The 22178-nt window shown below is 51.8% G+C and carries 33 protein-coding genes; 6 read left to right on the top strand and 27 right to left on the bottom strand.

Annotated features, from left to right (window positions below):
- Nucleotides 1–2: 2 nt before the first annotated feature.
- Genes ACHZA2_RS09600 through ACHZA2_RS09500 form a run of 21 tightly spaced genes read right to left on the bottom strand, consistent with a single transcriptional unit; the run spans nt 3 to nt 12502 of the window.
- Nucleotides 3–584, bottom strand: a complete 582-nt coding sequence (locus ACHZA2_RS09600) for a HemK2/MTQ2 family protein methyltransferase (RefSeq protein WP_319579535.1) — start codon at nt 582–584, stop codon at nt 3–5.
- Nucleotides 553–1323, bottom strand: a complete 771-nt coding sequence (gene rsmA / locus ACHZA2_RS09595) for a 16S rRNA (adenine(1518)-N(6)/adenine(1519)-N(6))-dimethyltransferase RsmA (protein ID WP_319579534.1) — start codon at nt 1321–1323, stop codon at nt 553–555. The genes ACHZA2_RS09600 and rsmA overlap by 32 nt, the downstream gene beginning before the upstream one ends.
- Complete coding sequence (locus ACHZA2_RS09590) at nt 1320–1889, bottom strand: DUF655 domain-containing protein (RefSeq protein WP_319540912.1); 570 nt, start codon at nt 1887–1889, stop codon at nt 1320–1322. Before ACHZA2_RS09590 ends, rsmA begins: the two co-directional genes overlap by 4 nt.
- Before the next feature lie 11 nt (nt 1890–1900).
- Nucleotides 1901–2254 (bottom strand): RNA polymerase Rpb4 family protein, encoded by a 354-nt coding sequence (locus tag ACHZA2_RS09585; RefSeq protein WP_319539010.1) that lies wholly within the window; start codon nt 2252–2254, stop codon nt 1901–1903.
- A gap of 20 nt (nt 2255–2274) precedes the next feature.
- Entirely contained in the window at nt 2275–2568 is a 294-nt protein-coding gene (locus ACHZA2_RS09580; protein ID WP_319539011.1) for a 50S ribosomal protein L21e, read from the bottom strand.
- A gap of 10 nt (nt 2569–2578) precedes the next feature.
- Nucleotides 2579–3802, bottom strand: coding sequence for a tRNA pseudouridine(54/55) synthase Pus10 (locus ACHZA2_RS09575; RefSeq protein ID WP_319579533.1), 1224 nt, complete (start codon nt 3800–3802; stop codon nt 2579–2581).
- The gene (gene trmY, locus ACHZA2_RS09570) at nt 3793–4377 is read right to left on the bottom strand and encodes a tRNA (pseudouridine(54)-N(1))-methyltransferase TrmY (protein WP_319579532.1); all 585 of its coding nucleotides are present in this window, start codon (nt 4375–4377) and stop codon (nt 3793–3795) included. The genes ACHZA2_RS09575 and trmY overlap by 10 nt, the downstream gene beginning before the upstream one ends.
- A gap of 4 nt (nt 4378–4381) precedes the next feature.
- Nucleotides 4382–5695 (bottom strand): signal recognition particle protein Srp54, encoded by a 1314-nt coding sequence (locus ACHZA2_RS09565; protein ID WP_319579531.1) that lies wholly within the window; start codon nt 5693–5695, stop codon nt 4382–4384.
- Nucleotides 5695–6783, bottom strand: coding sequence for a signal recognition particle-docking protein FtsY (gene ftsY, locus ACHZA2_RS09560; protein WP_319579530.1), 1089 nt, complete (start codon nt 6781–6783; stop codon nt 5695–5697). The genes ACHZA2_RS09565 and ftsY overlap by 1 nt, the downstream gene beginning before the upstream one ends.
- Before the next feature lie 28 nt (nt 6784–6811).
- Nucleotides 6812–7264, bottom strand: a complete 453-nt coding sequence (pfdA, locus tag ACHZA2_RS09555) for a prefoldin subunit alpha (RefSeq protein WP_319579529.1) — start codon at nt 7262–7264, stop codon at nt 6812–6814.
- A gap of 5 nt (nt 7265–7269) precedes the next feature.
- A complete protein-coding gene (gene rpl18a / locus ACHZA2_RS09550) occupies nt 7270–7461 on the bottom strand; it encodes a 50S ribosomal protein L18Ae (protein ID WP_319539017.1) in 192 nt (63 codons plus the stop codon).
- Nucleotides 7462–7464: 3 nt separating this feature from the next.
- On the bottom strand, nt 7465–8127 hold the full coding sequence (locus ACHZA2_RS09545; RefSeq protein WP_319579528.1) for a translation initiation factor IF-6: 663 nt from the start codon (nt 8125–8127) through the stop codon (nt 7465–7467).
- A 1-nt stretch (nt 8128) separates the two neighbouring features.
- Nucleotides 8129–8392, bottom strand: coding sequence for a 50S ribosomal protein L31e (locus ACHZA2_RS09540; protein WP_319539019.1), 264 nt, complete (start codon nt 8390–8392; stop codon nt 8129–8131).
- Nucleotides 8393–8396: 4 nt separating this feature from the next.
- Nucleotides 8397–8549 (bottom strand): 50S ribosomal protein L39e, encoded by a 153-nt coding sequence (locus ACHZA2_RS09535; protein ID WP_109970059.1) that lies wholly within the window; start codon nt 8547–8549, stop codon nt 8397–8399.
- Complete coding sequence (locus ACHZA2_RS09530; protein ID WP_319539020.1) at nt 8546–9148, bottom strand: asparagine synthase-related protein; 603 nt, start codon at nt 9146–9148, stop codon at nt 8546–8548. The genes ACHZA2_RS09535 and ACHZA2_RS09530 overlap by 4 nt, the downstream gene beginning before the upstream one ends.
- Nucleotides 9145–9477: a DNA-binding protein gene (locus ACHZA2_RS09525; protein WP_319539021.1), complete on the bottom strand. Its 333-nt coding sequence runs from the start codon at nt 9475–9477 to the stop codon at nt 9145–9147. The genes ACHZA2_RS09530 and ACHZA2_RS09525 overlap by 4 nt, the downstream gene beginning before the upstream one ends.
- A 16-nt stretch (nt 9478–9493) precedes the next feature.
- Nucleotides 9494–9916 (bottom strand): 30S ribosomal protein S19e, encoded by a 423-nt coding sequence (locus tag ACHZA2_RS09520; protein ID WP_319539022.1) that lies wholly within the window; start codon nt 9914–9916, stop codon nt 9494–9496.
- Nucleotides 9917–9973: 57 nt separating this feature from the next.
- On the bottom strand, nt 9974–10270 hold the full coding sequence (locus ACHZA2_RS09515) for a YhbY family RNA-binding protein (protein ID WP_319539023.1): 297 nt from the start codon (nt 10268–10270) through the stop codon (nt 9974–9976).
- Nucleotides 10267–10584 carry a ribonuclease P gene (locus ACHZA2_RS09510; RefSeq protein WP_319539024.1) on the bottom strand — a complete coding sequence of 106 codons (318 nt, stop codon included), beginning with the start codon at nt 10582–10584 and terminating at the stop codon, nt 10267–10269. Before ACHZA2_RS09510 ends, ACHZA2_RS09515 begins: the two co-directional genes overlap by 4 nt.
- Nucleotides 10584–11222 carry a phosphoribosylglycinamide formyltransferase gene (purN, locus tag ACHZA2_RS09505; protein WP_319579527.1) on the bottom strand — a complete coding sequence of 213 codons (639 nt, stop codon included), beginning with the start codon at nt 11220–11222 and terminating at the stop codon, nt 10584–10586. The genes ACHZA2_RS09510 and purN overlap by 1 nt, the downstream gene beginning before the upstream one ends.
- The gene (locus ACHZA2_RS09500; RefSeq protein ID WP_319579526.1) at nt 11219–12502 is read right to left on the bottom strand and encodes a hemolysin family protein; all 1284 of its coding nucleotides are present in this window, start codon (nt 12500–12502) and stop codon (nt 11219–11221) included. The genes purN and ACHZA2_RS09500 overlap by 4 nt, the downstream gene beginning before the upstream one ends.
- A gap of 48 nt (nt 12503–12550) precedes the next feature.
- Here ACHZA2_RS09500 and ACHZA2_RS09495 point away from each other — a divergent pair, with 48 nt between their 5' ends.
- Nucleotides 12551–12733 (top strand): hypothetical protein, encoded by a 183-nt coding sequence (locus tag ACHZA2_RS09495; protein WP_319579525.1) that lies wholly within the window; start codon nt 12551–12553, stop codon nt 12731–12733.
- Nucleotides 12734–12757: 24 nt separating this feature from the next.
- On the opposite strand, the gene ACHZA2_RS09490 is transcribed toward ACHZA2_RS09495, so the two are convergent.
- A complete protein-coding gene (locus ACHZA2_RS09490; RefSeq protein ID WP_319579524.1) occupies nt 12758–13582 on the bottom strand; it encodes a sugar phosphate isomerase/epimerase family protein in 825 nt (274 codons plus the stop codon).
- A gap of 37 nt (nt 13583–13619) precedes the next feature.
- Between ACHZA2_RS09490 and xseA the strand changes: the two genes are divergently transcribed.
- From xseA to ACHZA2_RS09465, 5 genes are all read left to right on the top strand, one after another.
- Nucleotides 13620–15014 carry an exodeoxyribonuclease VII large subunit gene (xseA, locus tag ACHZA2_RS09485; RefSeq protein WP_319579523.1) on the top strand — a complete coding sequence of 465 codons (1395 nt, stop codon included), beginning with the start codon at nt 13620–13622 and terminating at the stop codon, nt 15012–15014.
- Nucleotides 15001–15180 carry an exodeoxyribonuclease VII small subunit gene (xseB, locus tag ACHZA2_RS09480; protein WP_319579522.1) on the top strand — a complete coding sequence of 60 codons (180 nt, stop codon included), beginning with the start codon at nt 15001–15003 and terminating at the stop codon, nt 15178–15180. The genes xseA and xseB overlap by 14 nt, the downstream gene beginning before the upstream one ends.
- Before the next feature lie 2 nt (nt 15181–15182).
- A complete protein-coding gene (locus ACHZA2_RS09475; protein ID WP_319579521.1) occupies nt 15183–15602 on the top strand; it encodes a hypothetical protein in 420 nt (139 codons plus the stop codon).
- Between the two features lie 49 nt (nt 15603–15651).
- Nucleotides 15652–15957: a hypothetical protein gene (locus ACHZA2_RS09470; protein WP_319579520.1), complete on the top strand. Its 306-nt coding sequence runs from the start codon at nt 15652–15654 to the stop codon at nt 15955–15957.
- Nucleotides 15958–16216: 259 nt separating this feature from the next.
- Nucleotides 16217–16705 (top strand): hypothetical protein, encoded by a 489-nt coding sequence (locus tag ACHZA2_RS09465; RefSeq protein ID WP_319579519.1) that lies wholly within the window; start codon nt 16217–16219, stop codon nt 16703–16705.
- A 288-nt stretch (nt 16706–16993) separates the two neighbouring features.
- Here the strand turns inward: ACHZA2_RS09465 and ACHZA2_RS09460 are convergent, their stop codons facing one another.
- The 5 genes from ACHZA2_RS09460 to ACHZA2_RS09440 form a co-directional block, all read right to left on the bottom strand.
- Nucleotides 16994–17425 (bottom strand): hypothetical protein, encoded by a 432-nt coding sequence (locus ACHZA2_RS09460; protein WP_319579518.1) that lies wholly within the window; start codon nt 17423–17425, stop codon nt 16994–16996.
- Nucleotides 17426–17681: 256 nt separating this feature from the next.
- Complete coding sequence (locus tag ACHZA2_RS09455; RefSeq protein WP_319579517.1) at nt 17682–18491, bottom strand: alpha/beta hydrolase; 810 nt, start codon at nt 18489–18491, stop codon at nt 17682–17684.
- 114 nt (nt 18492–18605) lie between these two features.
- Nucleotides 18606–20102 carry an MFS transporter gene (locus tag ACHZA2_RS09450; protein ID WP_319579516.1) on the bottom strand — a complete coding sequence of 499 codons (1497 nt, stop codon included), beginning with the start codon at nt 20100–20102 and terminating at the stop codon, nt 18606–18608.
- Between the two features lie 110 nt (nt 20103–20212).
- A complete protein-coding gene (locus ACHZA2_RS09445) occupies nt 20213–21082 on the bottom strand; it encodes a hypothetical protein (RefSeq protein WP_319579515.1) in 870 nt (289 codons plus the stop codon).
- Between the two features lie 118 nt (nt 21083–21200).
- Nucleotides 21201–22040 carry a cyclase family protein gene (locus ACHZA2_RS09440; protein ID WP_319579514.1) on the bottom strand — a complete coding sequence of 280 codons (840 nt, stop codon included), beginning with the start codon at nt 22038–22040 and terminating at the stop codon, nt 21201–21203.
- Nucleotides 22041–22178 lie beyond the last annotated feature (138 nt).

Below are 22178 nucleotides of genomic sequence, written 5' to 3'. Positions count from 1 at the left end.
GTTCACCGGCAAGGAGTTAGCCTGAGTATCATCAGGAGCTCTCCTCCATCAACCCTCTCCTCTGCCACAGTACAACTCTCAAACCCGTTTTTTCTGACAAGATTACCAACCTCATCAGGTTCGGTCAGGGATGAGATAAGAAGAAGCACCCTGCCTTCTGGTGAGATGATGCCAGGTATCTGCTGCAGAAACCTGGCAATAATATCCCTGCCTGACGGGCCGCCATCAAGGGCAAGTTCAAGCCAGTCATCGATCCGCTCGGCTGGATCAGTAGGAAGGTATGGCGGGTTGAAGAGGATCAGATCAAAAGGTCCACACAGACCGGCCGCGAGATCGGTCAATACCACCGGGACACCAGTGGCATGAGCGATAGCGGCTGCATGGGGGTTTCTATCGGTTGCAATCAGCAGACGACAGGATGAGAGGAGTCCTGATGAGACATACCCTGACCCGACACCGATCTCAAGTACCCGGTCAGATGACCTGACCTCCTGTTTCGCTGTTTCAAGGAGGAGAAAAGAGTCTTCAGCAGGCTGGTAGACCTGACTGCTGTCAGCCTGAAAGGGCGTTTGCGATTGTGGCATAATCCTCGAGATAGAGTTCCTCGGGACGGGATGAGAGGATAGCAGGATCCAGACCTGAGAGCAGGGATGCAACCAGGTCAGCACCGAAGATACCCCCCGTGTTCTTCAGGATACTCCGCACCGTCTTTCTCCGGCCTGCATACAGGATCTTCACAACCTCTGCATACACAGACCGGTTATTAACCGGGAAGAGCGGCGGACGTGGCTCTATCCTGACGACCGTCGAGTATACCGCGGGCGGAGGAGAGAACGCCCCGGGAGGGAGGTCAAAGCACCGGCTTGCACGGGCAAAGGTCTGCACCATCACCGTGAGCCTGCCACAGTCGCGGGTCCCGATATCTGCAAGCATCCGGTCTGCAAACTCCTTCTGGTACATGAGAACCGCAGCCTCAAACCCGATATCAAGCAGACGAAACGTGATCTTGGATGATGCAGAATAGGGAAGGTTTGCAACAACGATGTCAAACGGCGGGATATCAACCCTTGTGGCATCACCAGGAACCAGCGTAAGAGCTCCTGAGTCTATCGCCTGGGCAAACTCATGCTTCAGAAAAGTAACCAGGGACCCGTCGAGTTCAACTGCGATAACCCGTGCCCCCCTGGCAAGCAGAGCACGGGTAAGCACACCCCTGCCGGGCCCTATCTCCAGAACCCGGCGATCTGCAAGATCAAGAACTGACGCAATCCGTTCTACCGCATTGCGGTCAGCAAGAAAGTGCTGATCCCGGTACGCACTCATCGTGAGGTGAAGAGGTGATACTTCACCGTCTGATCCTGAAGCTCTTCCAGAATCCGGTTGAGAATCATCTTTTCAGGGTGGGGAAGAGACTTGATCCGTGTTGAGATATCAGCAAAATTCTCAAACGGTTTCTTCTCCCTTGACTCGATGATCTCCCACATCAGTTTCTTTCCGATGCCAGGAAGCAGGTGAAGCATGTGAAGTTTGGGTGTGATAGAGATCGACTTGTTGTAGAAGTTGACATACTCACTCTCCCGTTCCTTGACGATCTTCTCGATGACGAAGGGAAGTTCTGATAAAGCCCCGTTGGTCAGTTCGTGATACCCAATCCTGCGTTTGACCCGCTCGATCTTCTCGCGTTCACCGCTCCCGATGTAGATCAGCTCACCGATCGCCACATCCAGTGTCTTTGGGATCAGTTCAAGAAGCTTGAACTGCTCCACACCGATTGCCTGCACAACCGGCTCTCGCTTATATATGGGACGCGGATCGCCAGGATACCCTTTAGGAAGGATATCAAGAACAACTGCGTTGATCTCCTTCTTCTCAGCCCGCTCAGTCTTCATCATGAGCGCACCTAGTTGAAGTGAGTTATAACGAGATCGATGATCTGGTCGAGTTCCTCGGTTGTGTGCGCAAACTTATCCTTGCCAAAGACGGCTCTAACCTCGTCTCTGGTCCTGGGCATTGTGTTTGCAATCCGAAGTGCTACATCAGGTTTTACCTTTTCAACCTGGAGCAGTGCATCAACAAGACTGCGGGACTTCGCTGCAGAGGTCCGGGAGATCTGGTTGGCATGTTCGATGCTCCTGCGGAGCTCATACGACATCTCTTTTCCTTTTTCCAGACGGACTGCTTCAACATTGAGCAGTTCCTCTTTCAGTTCAGGAACAGTGATCGCATTTTCTTCAATAATTCCTTTGATCTTCATGCCAACCGACCTATCTTCCGTTAGTACTGCTGCGCCTTAAGGTGCTGGGGACGTGAGATAATTGTCTTCATCTTGTTGCCGTCGTAGATCTGCACGAGCCATGCACGGCCTCTGCGACCAACAACTGAACCAGTCTTGCCGTGGAAGCGTGCATGAGGCATTCCCTTCTGAATGCTTGGCTCACAAACGATGTGAACCTTCTGTCCCATGTCAAACTCCTGGATGACGGTGGTGACCGGCAGAACGCCGCGCTTTCTCAGATCTTTCTTAAACTTATACCGGGTCTTCTTCCTCGGTCCATTGTGAAGTGCCATTTCCGTTCACCTACTCGATTCCCTGCACATCGACAACATCTAGTTGTACGACCCGTGCCGGTGTTCCCAGGATCTCTGATAGACTGGGCGTGGTCCGCCCCTGGTCACCTGATATTAACTCCTTGATGTACAGACCGGCCTCTCCTGTTACTTCGAACGCGAAGAGGTTCGCTTCACGGCCTGCCCATATGAGATCAAGGACAACCCTCTCCCGTACCTTGTCTGCCCTCCGGTGGGCAACCCGGGCCGGGGTGCGCTGATGTATCGTGGCACCCGTCAGCTGTTCTGCGGCTGCAGAGAGGGTTTCTTCGGGGATGGAGCCGTCTATATCGACCAGAATCCTGTATTTTTTATGCCCTTTGTGTGTCTTAAGGGTTTCCACCTCACCCCGTTCGGTCCATCTGAGATCCTTTACCCCCACTCTGCCGCCGGCAGCCTCGTTGATCCTCTTTTCAAGGGTTTCAACGTCTGCCTGTCTCAGGCGGGGTTCAGAGATCTCGATGATGAACGGGCGGCCGGATCCGATCATCACTGCATCGATGTCCTCGCGTCCGGCGCCGTGAAGTGTTGCTGCTGTGCCTTCGAAGATCTCGCAGAGGGGCCTGCCTATCAATTCCTCCACCGAATCTGCGTACTGTTTGCCTGTCCCGTTGCATGCTTCGCAGCCTGCGCCCTTGCATGACCTGCAGAACCAGTGAGTCTGGGGGATTCCCCGCTCGTACTTGAAGTACCTGCCATAGAGGAAGATTGGGCGGATCTGAACCTCTGCAATCTCTTCATGAAGGTTCAGGACTACCACCACGTCAGGGTTCTTCAGTTCGACCTGAAGCCCGTTTCGTGCTGATACGGCCTTACCTACCTCACGGTTGATCTCAGACTTGAGAGGCTCGGGGTCCTGCAGCGCCATATCGCTCCAGATCATCTCCTCTGCCTCGGTGATCAACGGAGGAATCCGTGATCCGATCAGAAAGGTCTTGCACTCGATTCCCACAAGAGACGAGATGACCCGCTCTGCCCACTCTGCAGTGTGATCAAAGAAGTTGTTGCAGATCCAGCAGGGTTCAGACGGTGGAGTGTACGGTTCATTTGCCTCAAGTGCAGACGCGATCCGGATCGCGCTTCCGCGCATATCATTCGATAATCCGTGCGAACGCTTTGCTACGAGGCGACCGAGACAGTGATCACAGATCGGCCCGTACTCCTGTACTTTGCGGTATAATTCAGTCAGTTCCATCCGGATCTTCTCCGATCGATCTCATTGTAGAGCAGGACAATTGCGTGGTCTGCATGCAGAATCTGCGGCCCCAGCGAGTACCTGGGCAGATCCCGGATCAACAGTTCCTCTTCAGGTGTGAAGTTCTGATGATCAGAGAGCAGAAAACCTTCAGGAAGATCTTTCACCCCTGCATTTCTGATGTCTGTTCCGGCTTCGTCAAGCACTCCGAACCGGTGCTCACCAAGAAGGGTTTCAAGTCCCGCCTTCCTAACCGAGACACCGGGGGTAACCTCCCGGAAGAGGCTGCCTGCCGGGATCTCAAGGGCTTTCTTGATGAAGGAGGCACTGCTCCGCTCATCCGGGCTCAGGCTGCGAACACTGGCCCCCTCAAACCTGACGGTCTTGGTTGCACCAGGCCCGCCTGCAAGGATCAGGAAACAGGATGCATCCTCCCTGATGCCGTGCGATAGGAAGAGCGAGGCCTGTACGCACCGGCAGAGGAGATCCATCCTGCCACCGCTGCTTGGAAGGTCGTTCAGGCTGAATGAGGCGTCATTCTTTGCCTGGTGACCTGTCACCGCAAAAAAGACCATGGGATCAGGAGAAGCGGCCGAACTTCTTCATAAGCCGTTGCATCCCCTTCTCCCCTCCTTTCAGGTTTTTGAAGGTGCGTTTCATCATCTTGTAGTACTTGATGAGTTCACGCACCTCTTCAAGAGTCGCACCAGCTCCCATGGCAATCCTCTGCACACGTGAACCGTTCAGCACCGTGGGATCATCCATCTCGATGTTGGTCATCGAGTCCATGATGATCCGGTAGCGTTCCATCTTGGTCGAGGTGACATCGATAGCGCCATCAGGAACCTCCATGCCTCCGAGCGGAAGCATGCTGAGCACCTGCTTGAGTGGCCCCATCTTGTTCACTGCCTCGAGCTGTTTGTACATATCCCGAAGCGTGAACTTGCCTGAGAGCATCGCGTTGACATCGATGTCCTCCTCCTGGATGCTCTCCTGGACCTTCTCGGCAAGGGCCTTGAGATCACCCATACCAAGCAGACGCGAGATGAAGCTGTCAGGATCAAACCATTCGAGATCCTCAACAGTCTCACCGGCACCAACAAAGACGATCCCTGCCCCGGTTTCGGAGACAGCCGAGAGGGCGCCTCCTCCCTTTGCGGTACCGTCCATCTTAGTGATGATGACACCATCTATCTGGACGGCCTCGTGGAACCGGCGTGCCTGCTCACGTGCCTGCTGACCCAGTGCTGCATCAAGGACAAGCCAGCGGTGGGTGGCATGGGTCATCTCATTGAGATCGATGATCTCCTGGATCAGTTCATCCTCAAGGGCGTGACGCCCCTGGGTATCCACGATGATGACCTCGTCCTTGAGGTGCTGGAGACCCTCTGCCACGATCTTACGGGCATCGGTCTCTTTGGGGTTGCCAAAACAGTTCACCTGCACCCGGTCACAAAGGGTCTTGATCTGGGTGTAGGCACCGGGCCTGAAGGTATCGGCACAGATGACTCCAACCCGGAGACCCTTCTTCTTGAAGTACCGGGCGATCTTGGCGGTGGTGGTGGTCTTACCAGACCCCTGCAGACCTGCCATCAGGATGGTCTGCCTGCCAAGCTGGACATCGACCTTGCCGCCAACGAGGTGAACGAGCTCCTCGTACACGATCTTGAGCACATGCTCACGTGCAGTAACCCCTTTCGGTGGTTCCTCCTCGAGAGAACGCTTCTTGATCGTCTGGGAGAGCTGCATCACCTGCTTGACGTTGACATCGGCCTGTAGGAGGGCACGCTGAAGATCCTTGACCAGTTCCTCAACAGCCACCCGATCGATGACCGTCTTTCCGGCAAGTTTCTTCAGGGCATCCTTGAGGTTGGTGCCGAGATTTCCGAGCATCAGGCCTCACCTGCAAGGAGGTCAGCAACGATCGCCTTCGGCTCAAAGGGCACAATGTCGTCGTACCCCTGGCCTACACCGATGAAGATGAGTGGTTTTCCAACCGCATGGGCGATCGAGATCGCTGCTCCGCCCTTGGGGTCCATGTCAACCTTGGTCAGCATCACAGCGTCCATACCGACAGACTTTGCAAACTCTTCGGCACGGATGACCGCGTCGTTGCCTGCAACAGCTTCGTCAACATACACGATGAGATCAGGCTGAATGACCCTGCGGATCTTGGCGAGCTGGTTCATCAGGTTGACACGGTTGTGGAACCTTCCGGCTGTATCTCCAAGAACCACATCGATGTTGTGGGCTTTTGCATACTGCACGGTGTCAAAGAGAACAGCAGAGGGGTCAGACCCCTCCTGGTGCTGAATAACCTTGAGACCGAGCCTCTCGCCATGAACATCGATCTGCTCTATCGCACCGGCACGGAAGGTATCTCCCGCACCAATAGCAACAGTCAGCCCGTTCTTGGTGAGATAGTGTGCAACCTTCGCAACCGACGTGGTCTTTCCGGTTCCATTCACCCCGGTGAAGAGGATCTTCACCGGTTTCTCACGTGCTGCGATGAAGTCAAGGATGTTGACTCCTTCACCGAGAACTGACAGAAGAGCATCGGAGAGGGCATTCGTGATGACCGAGTCGACCGAGGTTCCGATCTTGCGTTTTGATCCGGTGAGATCTGCACGGACCTTTGTCAGGATAGCATCGGTTGCAGAAAAGGCGACATCGCTCTCTAAGAGGCCGATCTCAAGATCAGAGAGGGACTCCTCGATGTCTTTTTCAGAGATGATAAACTCGCGGTCTCTGACGAGCGAGACCACCTTCTGGGCAAACCCAGGAGCCTTCTTCTCTTTGGCACCCTCATCAGCGTGAGCCACCGGTAGAGCCGGTTCCGGCTCTGAAGCCTGAGAGACTGCCGGAGATTCCGGAATCTCCCGGGTAACAGAAGCAGCCCCATCATCTGCAGGCTGCTCACTGATGGTGGTCTCCAGTCGCTGCCTGACCGAGAAGAGTTTCTCTTTAAGCGCTTTGAACATCAGAGACCACTCAAGTCCTTAAAAGGCCTTATCGCGGCCCTGCACCGCCGGCACCCTGTTCCTGCTGGGCCTGGCGGTAGAGCTGCTCAAGACGCTTGGAGATATCTTTGACCTGGGCGTCAATCTTCTGGAGTGCTTCGCTCAGATTCTTGCTTGATGCTTCCATCTCAACGATGCGATCCTTGAGGTAACTGGCACCACCCTCACTGGTCTTCTGGAGAATGATCTCTGAGCCGATGTTGACGTAGACCTCATCCGGGTGTTCTACCCGTGCCCGGACGTTTACGCCTCCGCCGACCGGCATCAGGATCGTGGAGTCTCCTGCCTCTAAAAGAGCCTTCAGGGTCTCAATTGCGGCATTCCCTTCCCGGATCCCCTCTTCCATGATACCGAGCTGGCGTGAGTAGATCTCTGCCTGCTGGTTGTACTGGTTCAGGTATGCCTGAAGGGACTGAACTTCACGGGGATCAACGGGTGCCATCGGGATCACTCACCTGCACATTCAGTGATGGTATCGATCTGAATATACATGCGTTTAAGGCGGTGTTTGCTTCCGATCAGGTTGTAGATCCGTTCCTGTGCCTGCTTCTCATTTGGGGCAACAAGAACCTTGGTGTATGGCTTCCATCCACGCAGTTCCTGGTATTTGCCCGTGACTTCGTACTTCTTCTGGTCCATAGTTCACTCCTCAAATCCGAAAATATCTTCTATTCTTCCGAGTTCGTAGCCGCTTGTCTCTGTTCCGGCAAGGTACCCTTTAGTATTTGCCACGAGACCGGTCCCGACCATTGCATTCCCCATGTTGATCGAGCCCTTCCCCACCGGCAGCTCGCAGACCTTCTCAAGAGTGCTCATCTCATGGAGGCTGCTACGTGGACTGACCACGACACCGTTGTTGGTTGCAACCGCAGCCATCCCGACAACCTTCACATCTCCAAGAGTGAGAGGGGTTATCGGGACCTTCAGAAACTCACCGATCTCTTTCTGAAGCTTCTTGTCCATTTCAGGATGAACAGCAGCGAACTTATCACACGCGAGTATGACGTTGCCGGCTGCGTTCATCCCATGTTCAAGGAAGAAGAGTTCGCGGTATTCACTAAGCCGATCGGCTTCTGCCTGCGTCGCAAGACCGGAGACCACAAACCCGTTGCTGTTTCCGGCAAGGAGGGAGCCGATGATCGGACTGCCCTGGATGTTTGTCCTGACTATCTCCAGATCAAAGGCCTCACGGTAATGAACCTCGAGCTCTTCAGGTGCCTCGAGCGGAATGACCGCGATGTCCTCAAAGACGCGGGTAAATACGCCAATATGGGAGTCGCCTGATATCGAGACCGTGCGGTCCATCTCACTCCTCAGCCAGTTCCGCCTGCACCTGACCGTCTTCAAGCTTCATAGCTTTGACACGGATCCGTGCTGGCGGCTTCTGGGAACCACGGGACCAGACCTTCTCGTTGATTGAGGCGTGAAGTTTCACATCCTCGCTCTTCATGTGGTGTCCCAGAAACTCCCTGATATCCTTCATTGCCTTTGCGCTGCGTCTCCAGCGGGGAACGCGCCGAACCGATCCCAGTGGAATGACATATATCTGCTCTTTCAGATTATCGACCATATTCTTACACCTTCAGGGTGCTGCGGCGCCAGCTGTGACGTGCGGGGTGAGTCATCACTTTTCTCTTCGTCTTTATCATAACCCACTGCGGCACACGCCTGTTCTGCTGGGTCTTTTTAGAAAGCCGGATCTTCCGGCACTTTGAAACTTTGCTCATTGTATTTCTCCAGATGACCGTCTTGCGGTCACGAGGGATTGCTCATGATTCGGGGGGAACACCGAAGAGACAGGGATTCCCCGACTCTCCAGTTCACACCTGATCTCATGTTCATAGTCCCCGCTGCGGATTTGTCCGGTCTCCCCGTATCTGATCTCGAGGTACCGGGCAGCAAGCCGCTGTACCTCCCGCTTCGGATACCCGATAAGCGGGCGGACATAGGAACATCCACATCCGTCTGATATACTCCTGACTTCGTCATTGGTCAGAAGTGGTACCCGGTCACCAAACCTGGTACCATCGCCAACAACCTCGTAGGAGGTGCAGAGGATACGAACCGCCTCCCGGTGGATCCGCTGGATTGCCTGTGACGGATGCCCGCACACCACGACTGTATCTGCTACCTCCGTAAGGAGGCCGGATGGAAATATCCGTTTATGGTGCGGGAATCCGAGTACTGCCGCCGCCTGTTCGATCTGCTCAATTGCAGATTCAGGTGAGAAGACAAAGGTGTTCAGTTCAACCTCATAGTTCTCTGCAAGCAGAATTGCTGCAAGAGAACTGTCTTTTCCGCCTGAGAACAGGACGCCGGCCTTCATCCTTTACGTCTGATATTGAATTCGCGCTTGGCAGGCGTTACCTGTTTAAGGATGACTTTCAGCTGCTCGTCATTGATCTTTGTCTTGATCCTTCCGCTCTGGGCAAGCATGATCAGCTGCTGTTCTACAGACTTGGCGAAATCAGGCTTGGTGAGCTTGATGGTGTTCAACCTCTCCCGGGCTTCAGGCTCAAGGATCTGTACGAGTGCCGAGTGAATCTGGGCCTCATACTGACGCTGCCGTTCGGCTTCATCCTGCTGGGAAGCAGCCTGCTGCTGCATCTCCATCATTCGACGCCGTCGGATCTCTGCTAATTCATCATCTCCCATTCAGGAGTACCTTCGTTTACGCGGACTCAGAGACGATACTATACGCTACTCCGTCAAGGAACGATGCGCCTGCAGGAGTGACGACTCTGCCGCTCTTCTGCTGGGCGATGTACCCTGCCTTCTCGAGCTGCTGAACCGCCTTTCTCAGGACGGAACCGCTCCCCTTCACCGTCTTGTTCGGCTTGGAGCCTCTGTTCTTGCTTCCGCCATAGGCAGACCGCATCCGCTCAACACCGACCGGGCCGTCAATGTATACGCGCCTCAGTACAGCTGCTGCCCGGGTGTACCACCAGTCAGAATCTTCAGGTGGCATCCCCTTGTGGGCACCGGTCTTTGCAAAGGCTGCCCATTCAGGAGCAGTTATTTCAGGTTTTTCCTTCAGTTCCGCTGCGACGCGTGAAATCAGCTTCTCAGCTGGAACATCATATACAGTTGTCATCGATAGTCCACACTCTCAATGCAGATAGTCGTCTCTACTTATTCGTATGAAGTGTTCTTATATATTTCGCGGACGGCTTCCGGAGGCAGAGCCTGAATCTCCAAGCACCATCGTTCTTCCACGCACCTGGAGGAGAACTGTGCCGCTCTCTGTTGCGACCGATGCAGGATCCACATCAACCGACTCAAGCCACTTCACCTTGATGGTCTTCCGGGTCTTGATCTGACTGCGGATCTCTTCGATGATCGTCTCGGTCATTCCCTGTTTGCCAACCCAGATGGTCGGTTTGAGGTCATGATATCCCCCGGCAGGGGCTGATGTCTTCTTTCGGGAACTTATTCTGTCTTGACTCATGGTTTATTCCGATATAGCGGGTAGCGGCGGCGATATCCACAGGCCATGCAGGTGACGACCACACGGCTTTTGTGTATGCGGGTCTGCACGGTCACACCGGGAACAAAGAACCGGTAGCAACTGCGGCAGAACTGCCGTCTGAGTTCGTGAGGCATGCGGATCCGCTCTTTCATCGCGATCCGCCGGGCGAGTGCCACGCACCGGTCACTCCAGACAGGGTTCTCGGGAAAGAACCGCGAAGCCTGGATGAAGAGGATGCGGACCCGCTCCCCTGCAATCTGCCTGCGATCCGAACGCTGGTGACGTTTGGCCATCAGTCACACCGGTTCAGGGAGGGGGAACTACTGATTCTCACAGCCCTTCCTTCGATCCTGAGCCTCTCTTCAAAGAAGAGACGGATCGCTTCAGGGAACGCCTTGTGCTCCTCGACAAGGATACGGTCTGCAAGGATATCACCGTCATCACCTTCGAGGACGGGAACGGTCCGCTGGATGATCACCGGGCCGGCATCCATATCCTCGGTCACGAAGTGCACCGTGCACCCGGCAACCTTGACACCATATTGTATCGCCTGATCCTGGGCGTGAAGCCCGGCAAATGAGGGGAGCAGACTCGGATGAATATTCACCATCCGTCCCGAGTATCTCCTGACGACCTCGCTCCCCAGGATCCTCATGTACCCGGCAAGCACGACGAGATCAGGGTCATACTTCTGAATCGCAGCGATGAGGGCCGACTCATACAACTGCTTGTTTGTGAACGATCTGAACGCAACAACCTCACCCGGTATCCCTGCGGCACGCGCACGTTCAATAGCATATGCATCAGGGTTGTCGGTGATGAGGGCGGTGCAGACCGCAGGGATGTATCCATCAGAAACACGGTCGATGATGGCCTGAAAGTTGGAGCCTCTCCCGGAAGCAAGTACGACAAACGTCTTCTCTGCCTTCATGCTGCACCCTTCTCAGGAACATTCCGGGGACGGGAGATCAGCAGTTTTATCCTGGTTATCCGCTTCCCTTTCATCTGAATCACGATCAGTCGTATACCCCCGTCCAGATCACAGGACTCACCAATTCGTGGAATATATCCCAGCTGATCGATGATAAGGCCTGCTATCGTTTCATACGTCTCGCATTCAGGCAGATCAAGATCTAGTTCCTTGTTGAGATCTGAAACCCACATCCTGGCATCCAGCGAGTAGACCCCTTCTGTAACCCGTATCAGTTCAGGCTCTTCGGTATCGAACTCGTCAAGGATATCTCCCACAAGTTCCTCAACGATATCCTCTACCGTGATGATCCCGACAAACGCCCCGTACTCGTCAAGGACGATGGCCTGGTGGTTCTTGCGTGCCTTCATCTCGCGGAGGAGATCATCTATCTTCTTGGTCTCTGGGACATAGACCGGTTCGGAACAGAGTTCAACAAGCGGGTGATGAGTCCTTCCATCCATCACGGCTGTAAAAACGTCCTTTATGTTGAGAATACCCCTGATGGTATCGATGTTCTCATGGTAGACAGGAATTCGTGAGAAACCGGTTTTCTTGAAGACCTCAAGGGCGTCCTCGGGGGAGAGGGTATCTTCTGCCATCACCACGTCGATACGCGGTGTCATCGCTTCCCTGACCCTGGTGTCAGCAAACTCAAAGACCGAGTGGAGCATCTCCTGCTCGTCCTTCTCAATAGTCCCCTCCTCCTGGCCGACATCGATCCACTCCTTGATCTCCTCCTCGGTGATGAGGTGCTGCGAGAAGACCGGACCACCGGTCATCTTTCCTGCAGCCGTATTGAAGATCCATATCAGCGGGCTGAATACCCGGGAGAGCAGGTAGACAGTGGGCGAGACACCGAGAGCCGTGCTGGTCGGGTTCCTGCTCGCGTACATCTTGGGCAGAATCTCACCAAAGACCAGCATGAGGAGTACCACAACCACGGTTGCTATGGCAACCGCAGCAGCCCCGGGCCCGAAGACGCCGATCGCAACCGCGGTCACAACCGAGGCGGCAAGGATGTTCACGATATTGTTGCCTATCAGGATCGTGAGGAGGAACCGGTCAGGGTTCTGTTTCAGTGTCAGGAGGGCCTGGGCACCCGGCACTCCATCGTTGATGAGGGTCCTGACCTTTGCACGGGTTGTCGAGAAGAGGGCCACTTCAGAGCCGGAGAAGAACGCAGAACAGATAACCGCCAGAATAAAGATGCCTATGTAGAGATAATATTCGATCGTCACTGAAAACCTGACCCCCGCAGACCAGAAGCGGCTGGCAGATATATTCGTATGGATGCCTGGGATACCTGTGATATTCCCATAAAGAACTCAAACACCGTCCGGGAGATACAGATCTCCTCAACTCTGATTAATGAGAGCGGGCCACAGAAATATAATCTTTTTCTCAATCTTTTCTGTCTTCACCAGGAGATCGCCCACTGCCTGAACGGATCAAAATGCGAAGCTGTCTGAATCTGAACCGGATCAGAATATAGATCAGGCCAGACGATCCCTGACGACCCTGACATCTTCAGAGATCATCCTGATCTTCTCCTCAGCAGAGAGGGGGTCTCCGACAGAGAGGTCGTTGATCTCCAGCGTGACAAGCCCGTCGTACCCGGCACCGGCAAGGGACAGGAGTGATTGCTCTGCCCATGCATTCCCCTTCACCGGCAGATGCATCACTGCCCCTGATGCCCCTGACAGGTGAACATTTGCAATCCTGCCCTTTGCAACCGAGAGGAACTCATCAAGCACCCCACTGCCACGCGATGAAACATGGCAGGCATCAAGGGTGACAGAGAGCCACGTGCGAGCCTCAAGGAGATTAGAGATCTCTTCAGGTGTTGTGAGCAGGGCGTTGACCTGCGGCTCCATGTTCTCGATCGCGACAGAGACCTGTGACGACTTTGCAAGATCGGCTATCTCATCGAGCATATGATCAAGGCGATGGTAATCGAGCTCTGTTGGTGGCCGTTTCGATGTTCTCCGCCCCGGGTGGATCGTGCAGACCGCAGCACCGAGGGATTCTGCCAGTCGTATTGAGTGTTGTATCCACTTGATCGAGGCCTCAACCACGTCAGGATTGATCGAGCAGGGGTTGAGATCAAGGACCGGGGCATGCACTGACAGGCGTGAAGGAAGTGGGTACTGCCTGACCACCTGGTTCAGATGGTCCTCCGGGAGTCCTGAAAGCCACCAGTCCGGTGTTTCTGGCCAGAACTCGAGGGTATCAGCGCCTGTTCTCCTGACCGCATCAAAGATCAGGTCAAGAGGATGATCGTGGAAGAACATCGTCGAGAAGGAGATCTCCATTACCATTGATTATCTATACCGGGGGAAATAACCTCAGGTGAAGATGGATCAGCAGACACTGGATTCCTGGGGAGCTCAGGAGAAACCTGCGGTCATGCGGGTATCTGAAGTGACTGCAGTGATATCCAGCCTTCTTGATACCCCGGCTCTGACCAACATCAGGGTGATCGGCGAGATCACCAACTACAAGAGGCACGGGTCAGGGCATATCTACTTCTCACTTTCAGAGCGGCAAGGAGCGAAGGAGTTCGTGATCAGGTGCACGATCTGGAAGACCGCTGCCAAGTACCTCCCCTGGACACCCGAGGACGGGATGATCGTCGAGGCGTTCGGGACCATCAACCACTACGAAGGGGGAGGGCAGTACAACCTGAACGTCACCCAGATGTGGCAGTCAGGGGCAGGCGAGAAGGCCCTGCTCATCGAACGGTGGAAGAAGGAACTCGGGCTGAAAGGATACTTCTCTCCTGACCGAAAACGTCCTCTCCCGGATTACCCGGTCAGGATAGGGGTCGTCACATCAGAGACCGGTGCCGTCATCCATGACATCCAGAACGTGCTCTCCTGCCGGTTCCCGGTCGAGATCGTCCTCTCACCGACTGCAGTGCAGGGCCCGACCGCCCATGAGGAGATTGCAGCCGCAATACGACGGGTTGCACCGATGGTGGATCTCGTGATCGTCGGGAGAGGAGGAGGCAGTTTTGAGGACCTCTTCGCCTTCAACAACCCTGCTGTCGTGGAGGCTATCGCCACCTGCCCGGTCCCGGTCATCGCAGCCATCGGGCATGAGGTCGATGTGACTCTTGCAGATCTCGCTGCAGATGTGAGGGCTTCAACACCCTCGCATGCAGCCGAGCTTGCTGTCCGGGATAGGAAGACAGAACTCGAACAGATATCCCAGATCAGGAGCCGGATCGTAAGAAGACTCCTCTCCAGGATGGAGCAGGCAGACGAGGAACTCAACGATCTCCGTGACCGGTTCTTACCGGTGAGGATGGAGCGGAGACTTGCTGAACGAAGGCAGAACCTGGTTGACATCACCGATCGGATGAGCAGCCTCTCTGAACTCTCGCTCGGCAGGCTGAAGGTCCAGGTAACTGAACTTCGTGCCAGGCTTGAGGCGAGGAATCCGTCAGGTATTCTTATGAGGGAGATTCCTGAACGGAGGATCAGGGTTGCAGATCTGGACAGGCAACTCTGCCACGGGGCAGGTTCATTTCTTGCACGATACCGTGCTGAACTCGATTCGTTATCCAAGATTCTTGAGGCACGGAGCCCGTATGCTGCTGCCAGGGACGGATACTGCATCGTCCTTATGGACGGCAGGGCAGTCACCTCTGCAGGTGTGCTCTCACAGGGCGAGATGGTGGAACTCAAATTCAGAGACGGGGCTGCATCGGCAGTCATTGAGCAGGTGAAACCGAGTGAAGAAGTATGAGGAACTGGTGAGCGATCTCAAGGAGATCGTCAAGAAGATTGAGGACGGAGAGACGAGCCTTGATGAGATGATCATGCTGTATGAACAGGGGAGTGTGCTCATCAAGCAGTGCGAAGAGCGGCTGGCTGAGGCAGAGATGAAGATCAGCAAACTTTCAAAGGAGTAATTATGAGAACAATTCTGCTCATTCTGGTTCTTCTGCTCGGAGGAATGGTCGCACTATCAGGCTGCACAAAGTATGCCGATCCTGAGATGAAGATAACGACAAACCTCTCAAAGGTATCTGATGACCCGGGCACAGGAAACATCACCTATGACGTGAAGCTGACAGTCGCCAATACCGGGACCAACAACGCGTACAGGGTCAAGGTCATGACGATCCTCTCAACTGCGAAGGATCAGCCAGAATACAGGTTTACAAACAGGAATACCGATGTCGGGGATGTGGAGAAAGGAGATGTCAAGTCATTTACCGAGCGAATGACCATTCCTGCAACGAAGACGAATTATGATCTCATCGTTGCCGGAACACAGCAGCCCACAGTAGAGACTCAGATCATGTCAGTCTCTTCAAACGTGATGGGGTAGGTCAGGCTACTCCAATACTTTTATCAATCCTCATGGAGAAGATGAGTCTGTGAGTGCCACCAACCGTGTCCTTCTGATCCTGGATGTTGTCAAGGGGATCATTGCGGTTCTCTTCGGCAACATAGGACTGCCACCTCTGGTCAGGTACCTGATCGGTATGATCCAGTCTGTGCAGGTTCAGCTGGAGACTAATACTCTTATAATCAGCCTTGTCTGTCTGCTTATTACGGTTGTTGCGTATCATAAGACAGAGAATAAGATCATCAAGGCCCTGGTAGTGATATGCCTCTTTGTCCCGGTCTTACTTATCTTTCTCTCGTACTTCACCGTGATGAAGGTCCCGATGCCGTTCTGATATTTTTGAACGGCTCAAAACCGGATCTGATACAGGTATCAAAGCCAGCGGTACTGATCTGAATGAGTCAATCACCGTGAACCCTGAAATGAAAATCTCCTGATCTCCAATCAGGTGTTCATGTCCGGGATCACAGGTCATCAGGAATTATGAACCTACACATGGTATCTCCGGTTTCAAGCAATAGGGATAAATCGGATCTTTTTTATTCTATACTACCACACACTGAAATATGTTGATGCAGGAGGCTTCTCCTAAAATGGTTAAAGCATGGAAGGCTACATATTCAAAATACCGGGCCAGGCTGAAACCAAATAACAGATCATCTTCAGAGATTATGACATATGTTACACAGAAATATCCTCTTGAGGAACTTCCCCATGAGGGGTTAAAAGAACTTGTCAGGCATAATATTCTCAATAACGAATGTTACGAAAGAAAAATTCCTGTTGGAAGACCTCTCATACCACGTGTCTTCCATGTTGAGCATACGGGATCAGGAAATGATCTGTATGAAAATCAGGATGACGAGTTCAAAGGATATGAGATCCTTGTTGGATTTGAACTCGAAACCGGTTACTTTCTTGTTGAAGGGAGTAGTCAACTTTGGGATGAGATATTCCTATTCAGGGGCCTTGATGAGTATGATATTGACAATGCATACCTTGTTTCTGAATATATTGATTGTCTCAAAAAAGCGGGTCAACTGGACAGTGTGCTCAGCCCAGAAGATACACCCACTCTCTGAATCATTCGCAGGGTCAGTTCATGTCCGGGTTACCTGATTCAGGTACGAGATATTTGATTTAATCTTTTTTATAATCAAAAAGCGTTGATCTTGAGCCATATCACCTTCGTACTGAGGAGAGATCGCTAAACCCCGGGCAGGGGATCTGGACAGGTTTTTCGATGAATTCAACCTGATGGGGCGATAGTGCTCTGTTCATCCAGATATGCCAGGGTCTCAGGGCACATTCAGGATAATGGCACTCAAGCCTGATACAAAAAGGAGACATAACCAGGAGAAAATAAGGATTTACACGTTCTCCCGGGAGAGTGTGATAAGGAGCGCTTTCATATCCGGGCCATCCTCGAAATATTTAAGCTTTAATTCATTATCGCTGTTCATTTTTCCGATTATGACTCCGGCAACGTAATCTACCAGGTAAATCGTTCCATCATCATCTACAATTCCGGAGAATGTCTCGTTATATGATTTCCCGTCCTTCTTCAGGTACTCTTTTGCACCAGTAAATGCCTGACCTTTCTGCTCTGTGATGTTATAGGTGACCGAGTCAAATTCAACGAAACCGTCGACCTTTGTGTGTCCGACTGCTGTACCATTCCATATCCCGACTAAATCCGGAGTAGAAACAGTTGTCGTTGCCTTTGTTTCTGCAGAAGCAGTTAAGACCAGACTCCCTACGATGACAAGGAGGATAATGAGGATAGCACCTGCGATCTTCATGATGGATACTACATCATACCGCTATATATAGAATCGGTGGCTGAGACCAGCCATCAGTGTTACCATTCAGAAAAATCAATCGATCTCCCACATTCAGAGGTCCTCTGTCAAAAATAGTATTGTGAAATTTAAGCGAGTTTAAGGCAGTATTATCCTTTCAGACAGTATGTATCCGGATTCAGCCATCACGTACCGTATGTGATACCACTTCTTTTCCTATGAGTCCTATTCCAGTTCTACCTGGGGCCCTCAACGATCAGCGTTGGGGTTTTTGCTGATACAGGAAATCAAGCGTTAATGCAGCGATCTGATCCGGAACCTGATACATCATACCATGCCCTCCTCCGGGCACTTCGACACATGTGGCATCGTTCAGATGAGAGGTAAGCACCTCTCCATCTTCAACCGGAGTAATACAATCTTCTTCTCCGGTCAGAAGAAGCACGGGTTTGCTGATGCCTGCAAGGGCTTCATCAGAGATCTCCCAGGCACCTATTGCATCCAGTTGCCGGAGAATTGCAGGTATATTTACAGGATGAGCAGAAGGAGGAAACACATCTGACAGGTCAGGATGCTCGTTCAGAAATTCCGGAGGAAACCGTGCACGAGGGGGAATGATTCCCGGATTTTCAGGGTCGAACCATGAGGTGATCCGATTGTACACACTGATACCGGACCGGGATGTACTACAGAGCACGAGTGAACTTACCAAATCCGGATGAGATACGGCAAGTTGCAATCCGATCATTGAACCAAGGGAATATCCGAAGATATGGCATGGAGAGATACCAAGCCCTTTCAAGAGGAGACAGGCGTCGGTTGCCATAGCCTGAATCGATACCTCAGCATTCTCACCTGATGAATACCCGGTCCCCCTGATATCATAGATGATCACTCGATATTCCTGTGAAAACTGCGAAATCAGCCTTCGATCCCATCCAGACATCGTCCCACCCATTGCCATAATCATAAGGATGGGTTCTCCGGATCCGATGGACCGGTACGCAGTCCTGACTGGTCCGGTCTGAAGGTGATGAACAGGATGGTCTGTCAGAAGATCGGTCATGGATTGAGAGATACCATCATTTCATCATCAGAGATATCGTGTCTGCCATACATGATTCATATACTCCGGTTGTGACACACTCAATTCCTGCAGTCCATATTCAAAGGCAGTATCTTATTCACCTGTTCTTTCAGGTCCTGACACCGGTTGCGGATCAGGGAGATAATCGGGATGCACCTGCGGGTACCCGAAGAACGCAACAACGAGGATGAGAATACTCACAAGAAAGGCAAATCCAAATGCCCAGTGAAACCCGGCTGCAAGGTTTACAACATCAACGGAGGCAAGTTTTTCCATATTGATACCGCTGGAAAGGGGCAGGTCTGGAATACCCAGCATAAAGATGATATTAAAAATGGGTATACCGATGATCAGGGGAATGAACCGTGAGAGACTGATAAAACTAGATATCATCCCCTGATATTTCTTTGATACCGAATGGATGACCATATTAGACGCCGAAGTCCAGATCAGACCTGACCCGATACCAATCAAAAGCAGGCAGGCTACCATATACCAGGAATCCATGAATATCCTGATGTAGTACACCAGGAAGTATCCAAGAATAAGAGGGATACAGGCTATGATATTGATGTATCTTCCCCCGATTTTGTTAAATAAATTCCCCGCACAAAAACCTCCGGCCATTAACGCAATGGGAAATGAAGTAAATATAAGGCCTGTCACATAGGGAGAGAACTTCATTACAAGTTGCAGATAGAAGGGAATGAGGTATACAAGACCATTGAAGTCGATGAACATCAGGATAGTCAACGCATTTATCAGAAAGAAATTTCTCTGCGTAAACAGGCGTAGTTCAAGGAGCGGTTTCGGGCTTCTGAGTTCACATACCCCAAACAAGCAGAGAGAACAGATGGCAAGAAGCATCGCCCCGATGATCACCGGATGCGTCCATCCAACTGTCTGACCTGTTGAAACGGTAAATAACAGGAAGGCAAGTCCGAGAAAGAATAAGACAGCACCAACCCAGTCAAACCCGGGCCTCCATTCAACCCCGGCCAGATCAGGAATAACTGCCAGTCCAAGGAGAATGGCACCAATGCCGATGGGGATATTGATGTAAAAGATCCAGCTCCAGGAGAGATACTGGATGAGTATCCCGCCTGCAGTTGGTCCAAGAGCCATTCCAAGACCGGCAAACGTGAATATGGTTCCCATCGCTTTTCCTCTCATCTCCATCGGAAGGAACGCAGCGACCATTGCAGGACCGATTGCCGTTATCATCGAAGCACCGATTCCCTGAATGACCCGGGAGGCGACCAACGCCTCAAATGAATTGAAGAAGACAGGGAGAAAGCCACAGAAAAAAGAACCCAGGGTGAAGATACCAAATCCTGATAAAAATAACCTTTTGTACCCGATGATATCAGATATGCCTCCAAATATCAGAACCAGACCGGCCATTACCAGAACATACACCGTCAGGATAGAACTTACAGTTCCGGGAAGGATATTGAACAGTTTTGAAATCGTCGGGTTTGCCACACTCACGATGGTGGCATCAAATGCTGCGATAAAATTGGCAAGGGAGATTGAGACAATGAGGAGCGTGAATCTGGTATGATGGGAGTGATCCCCCCGTAGATACATACTACCCTTTTGTTTTTCGTGAATATGAGCCTGACGAAGTAATTCAGACCATTACTATGGGTATTGAAATGTGAATTGGGTCAGGAGTATCCTGACGGTTCAAGCATTTATTAGTTATTTACAGCAGAATTAAATGCTGCCCATGCTCCATCTGCATTACTTGCAGTACTTTGCAATAAATTTAAGTTGAACTTAATATCACTCATTGAATCCCGTTCTGAAAGTGTGCTTGATGCGGTTGAGTAGAACAATTTCGAGCTTCCTAACGCGGTTTTCAATTTTGTTTTTGCTTCTTCACGGTCTTTTGAGACATTGAACTTCTGCAATCTTGCAATATCTACATCGATATCCTTCTTGTATCCATTTACGAGCGATAGTGCCTCATCCCATTTTTGTGCTTTTATCGCTGCACCTAACGTCTTCTGTTCATTCATGTATTTCGTTGCCAGATTCGCAAGATTCAGATCATCCTGCCCAATTGACTCGGTATCATTAGATTGAGACGTGCCTGAATCTTCGATGGTAAATGTCTTATTAATCAGTGATTGTCCGTCAAATTGAACATCAACGTTCCACGTCCCTGGAAACCGTGTCGGGGGATTTTTGGCGATGTTAATCTCAGCAAAAAGAATACATGGTGAGATGGTGTGACCTATCGGATTACTCCCGGTTATGGGAACTGACTTGTATAATATGTCACCCGGCCTATACCAGACAAAAGATACATCGTGAGGGCCGGTTACAGAATTCAGATCAATCCAGGCATAGACAGCCTTGTCTGACGTTGAAAATGTATCTTTTTGCGGACCCGGAACTTTTGTAAACGGATCTACCTGAGAAGTGATAATAAAGTCATCAACGGTTGGCGCTGCAAAAACAGGGAGAATTATACAGAAAATTGCTAACAGGAGCAAAAAAAGGGATGCTGATCGTGAAATTATCAATATTTGTCCTATTCTTTTAAAGTTTTCTGGCGGCATCAATGGGTTTAGGCTGATTAACCCTATAAATGTATTGCGTCATCACCAGAGAGAAAGGTGTGAGGAGCGGACTGTAAAATGTTACTCGTCAGATTCTGTAAAATAAAGAAAGATTCTCTTATTCAGGACAGATCGCAAACACCCTGGCAGGGAACCCGGACCCGTCACGGGGTTTTGGGAACGAGACCACGACCAAGGACCCGGACTCCGGGACCTGGTCAAGATCTGTGAGGAGTTCGACCTGGTATCTGTCCTTTGAAAGAATATAGGTCTCAAGCGGGTACTGATCACGGCTTACCACCAGACCCGGGTCAGTATCTGTCGTTTCATGCCCAGATGCAGTGATGTTGCACTGTTCATACAGGTATGTCAAAACCTCCTGGCTCCAACCCGGATAATGGGCCATTCCTTCAGCGTCAAGGTTCTGCATCGCATCCTGATCAGGCCATCGTGTGGACCAGTCGGTTCTGAGTGCAACAAACGAGCCCTGGGGAATATGCCCGTACTTCTTCTCCCATGCTCTGATATCATCCATTGAGACGACATAATCCGGATTCTCCTTCACCTTCTGGTGGATGTCAATGACAACAAGCGGGAGGATCATCTCCTTTGGGCTGATCTGATCGAGTGTCCGGAGACCTTTGATGAAATGTGCCGGTGGGTCGACATGGGTTCCCCATTGCCCCACATGAGAGTAATCCTGCATGTAAAAGCCAGATCCTAGCGTTCCATTGCCGGGTTCGTATGAGTACAATGTCTCCACCGTCTCATCAGGAGCTCCTTTCCAGTGAGGGATTCCAGGCTCAAACGTATGGGTAAGATCTACATAGGTTGAATTCTGCAATGTTTCCCAGACAGCGGTAAGGTTCTGAGGCTCTGAACCTGCTGATACCGGGCTGCAAACCAGCATCCCGGCAGAGATCATGATGATGAGAAGATGAAGTATCCCTGAAGACATACTGATGATGTATCATTGTGGAGCAGATGAATGTGCTGTCCCACTATACAGAACTAGGACGAAGTCAGGGTAAAACCAGAATGATTCCTTTTTACATCAAAAATCCTTCTCATCGGTTCTGCCTGGGGCCCCCGACGG

It is taken from the genome of uncultured Methanospirillum sp., from assembly GCF_963668415.2.
Lineage (GTDB): Archaea > Halobacteriota > Methanomicrobia > Methanomicrobiales > Methanospirillaceae > Methanospirillum.
Note: the sequence above shows the minus strand (reverse complement) of the source record. Positions and strands in the feature narration are given on the sequence as shown.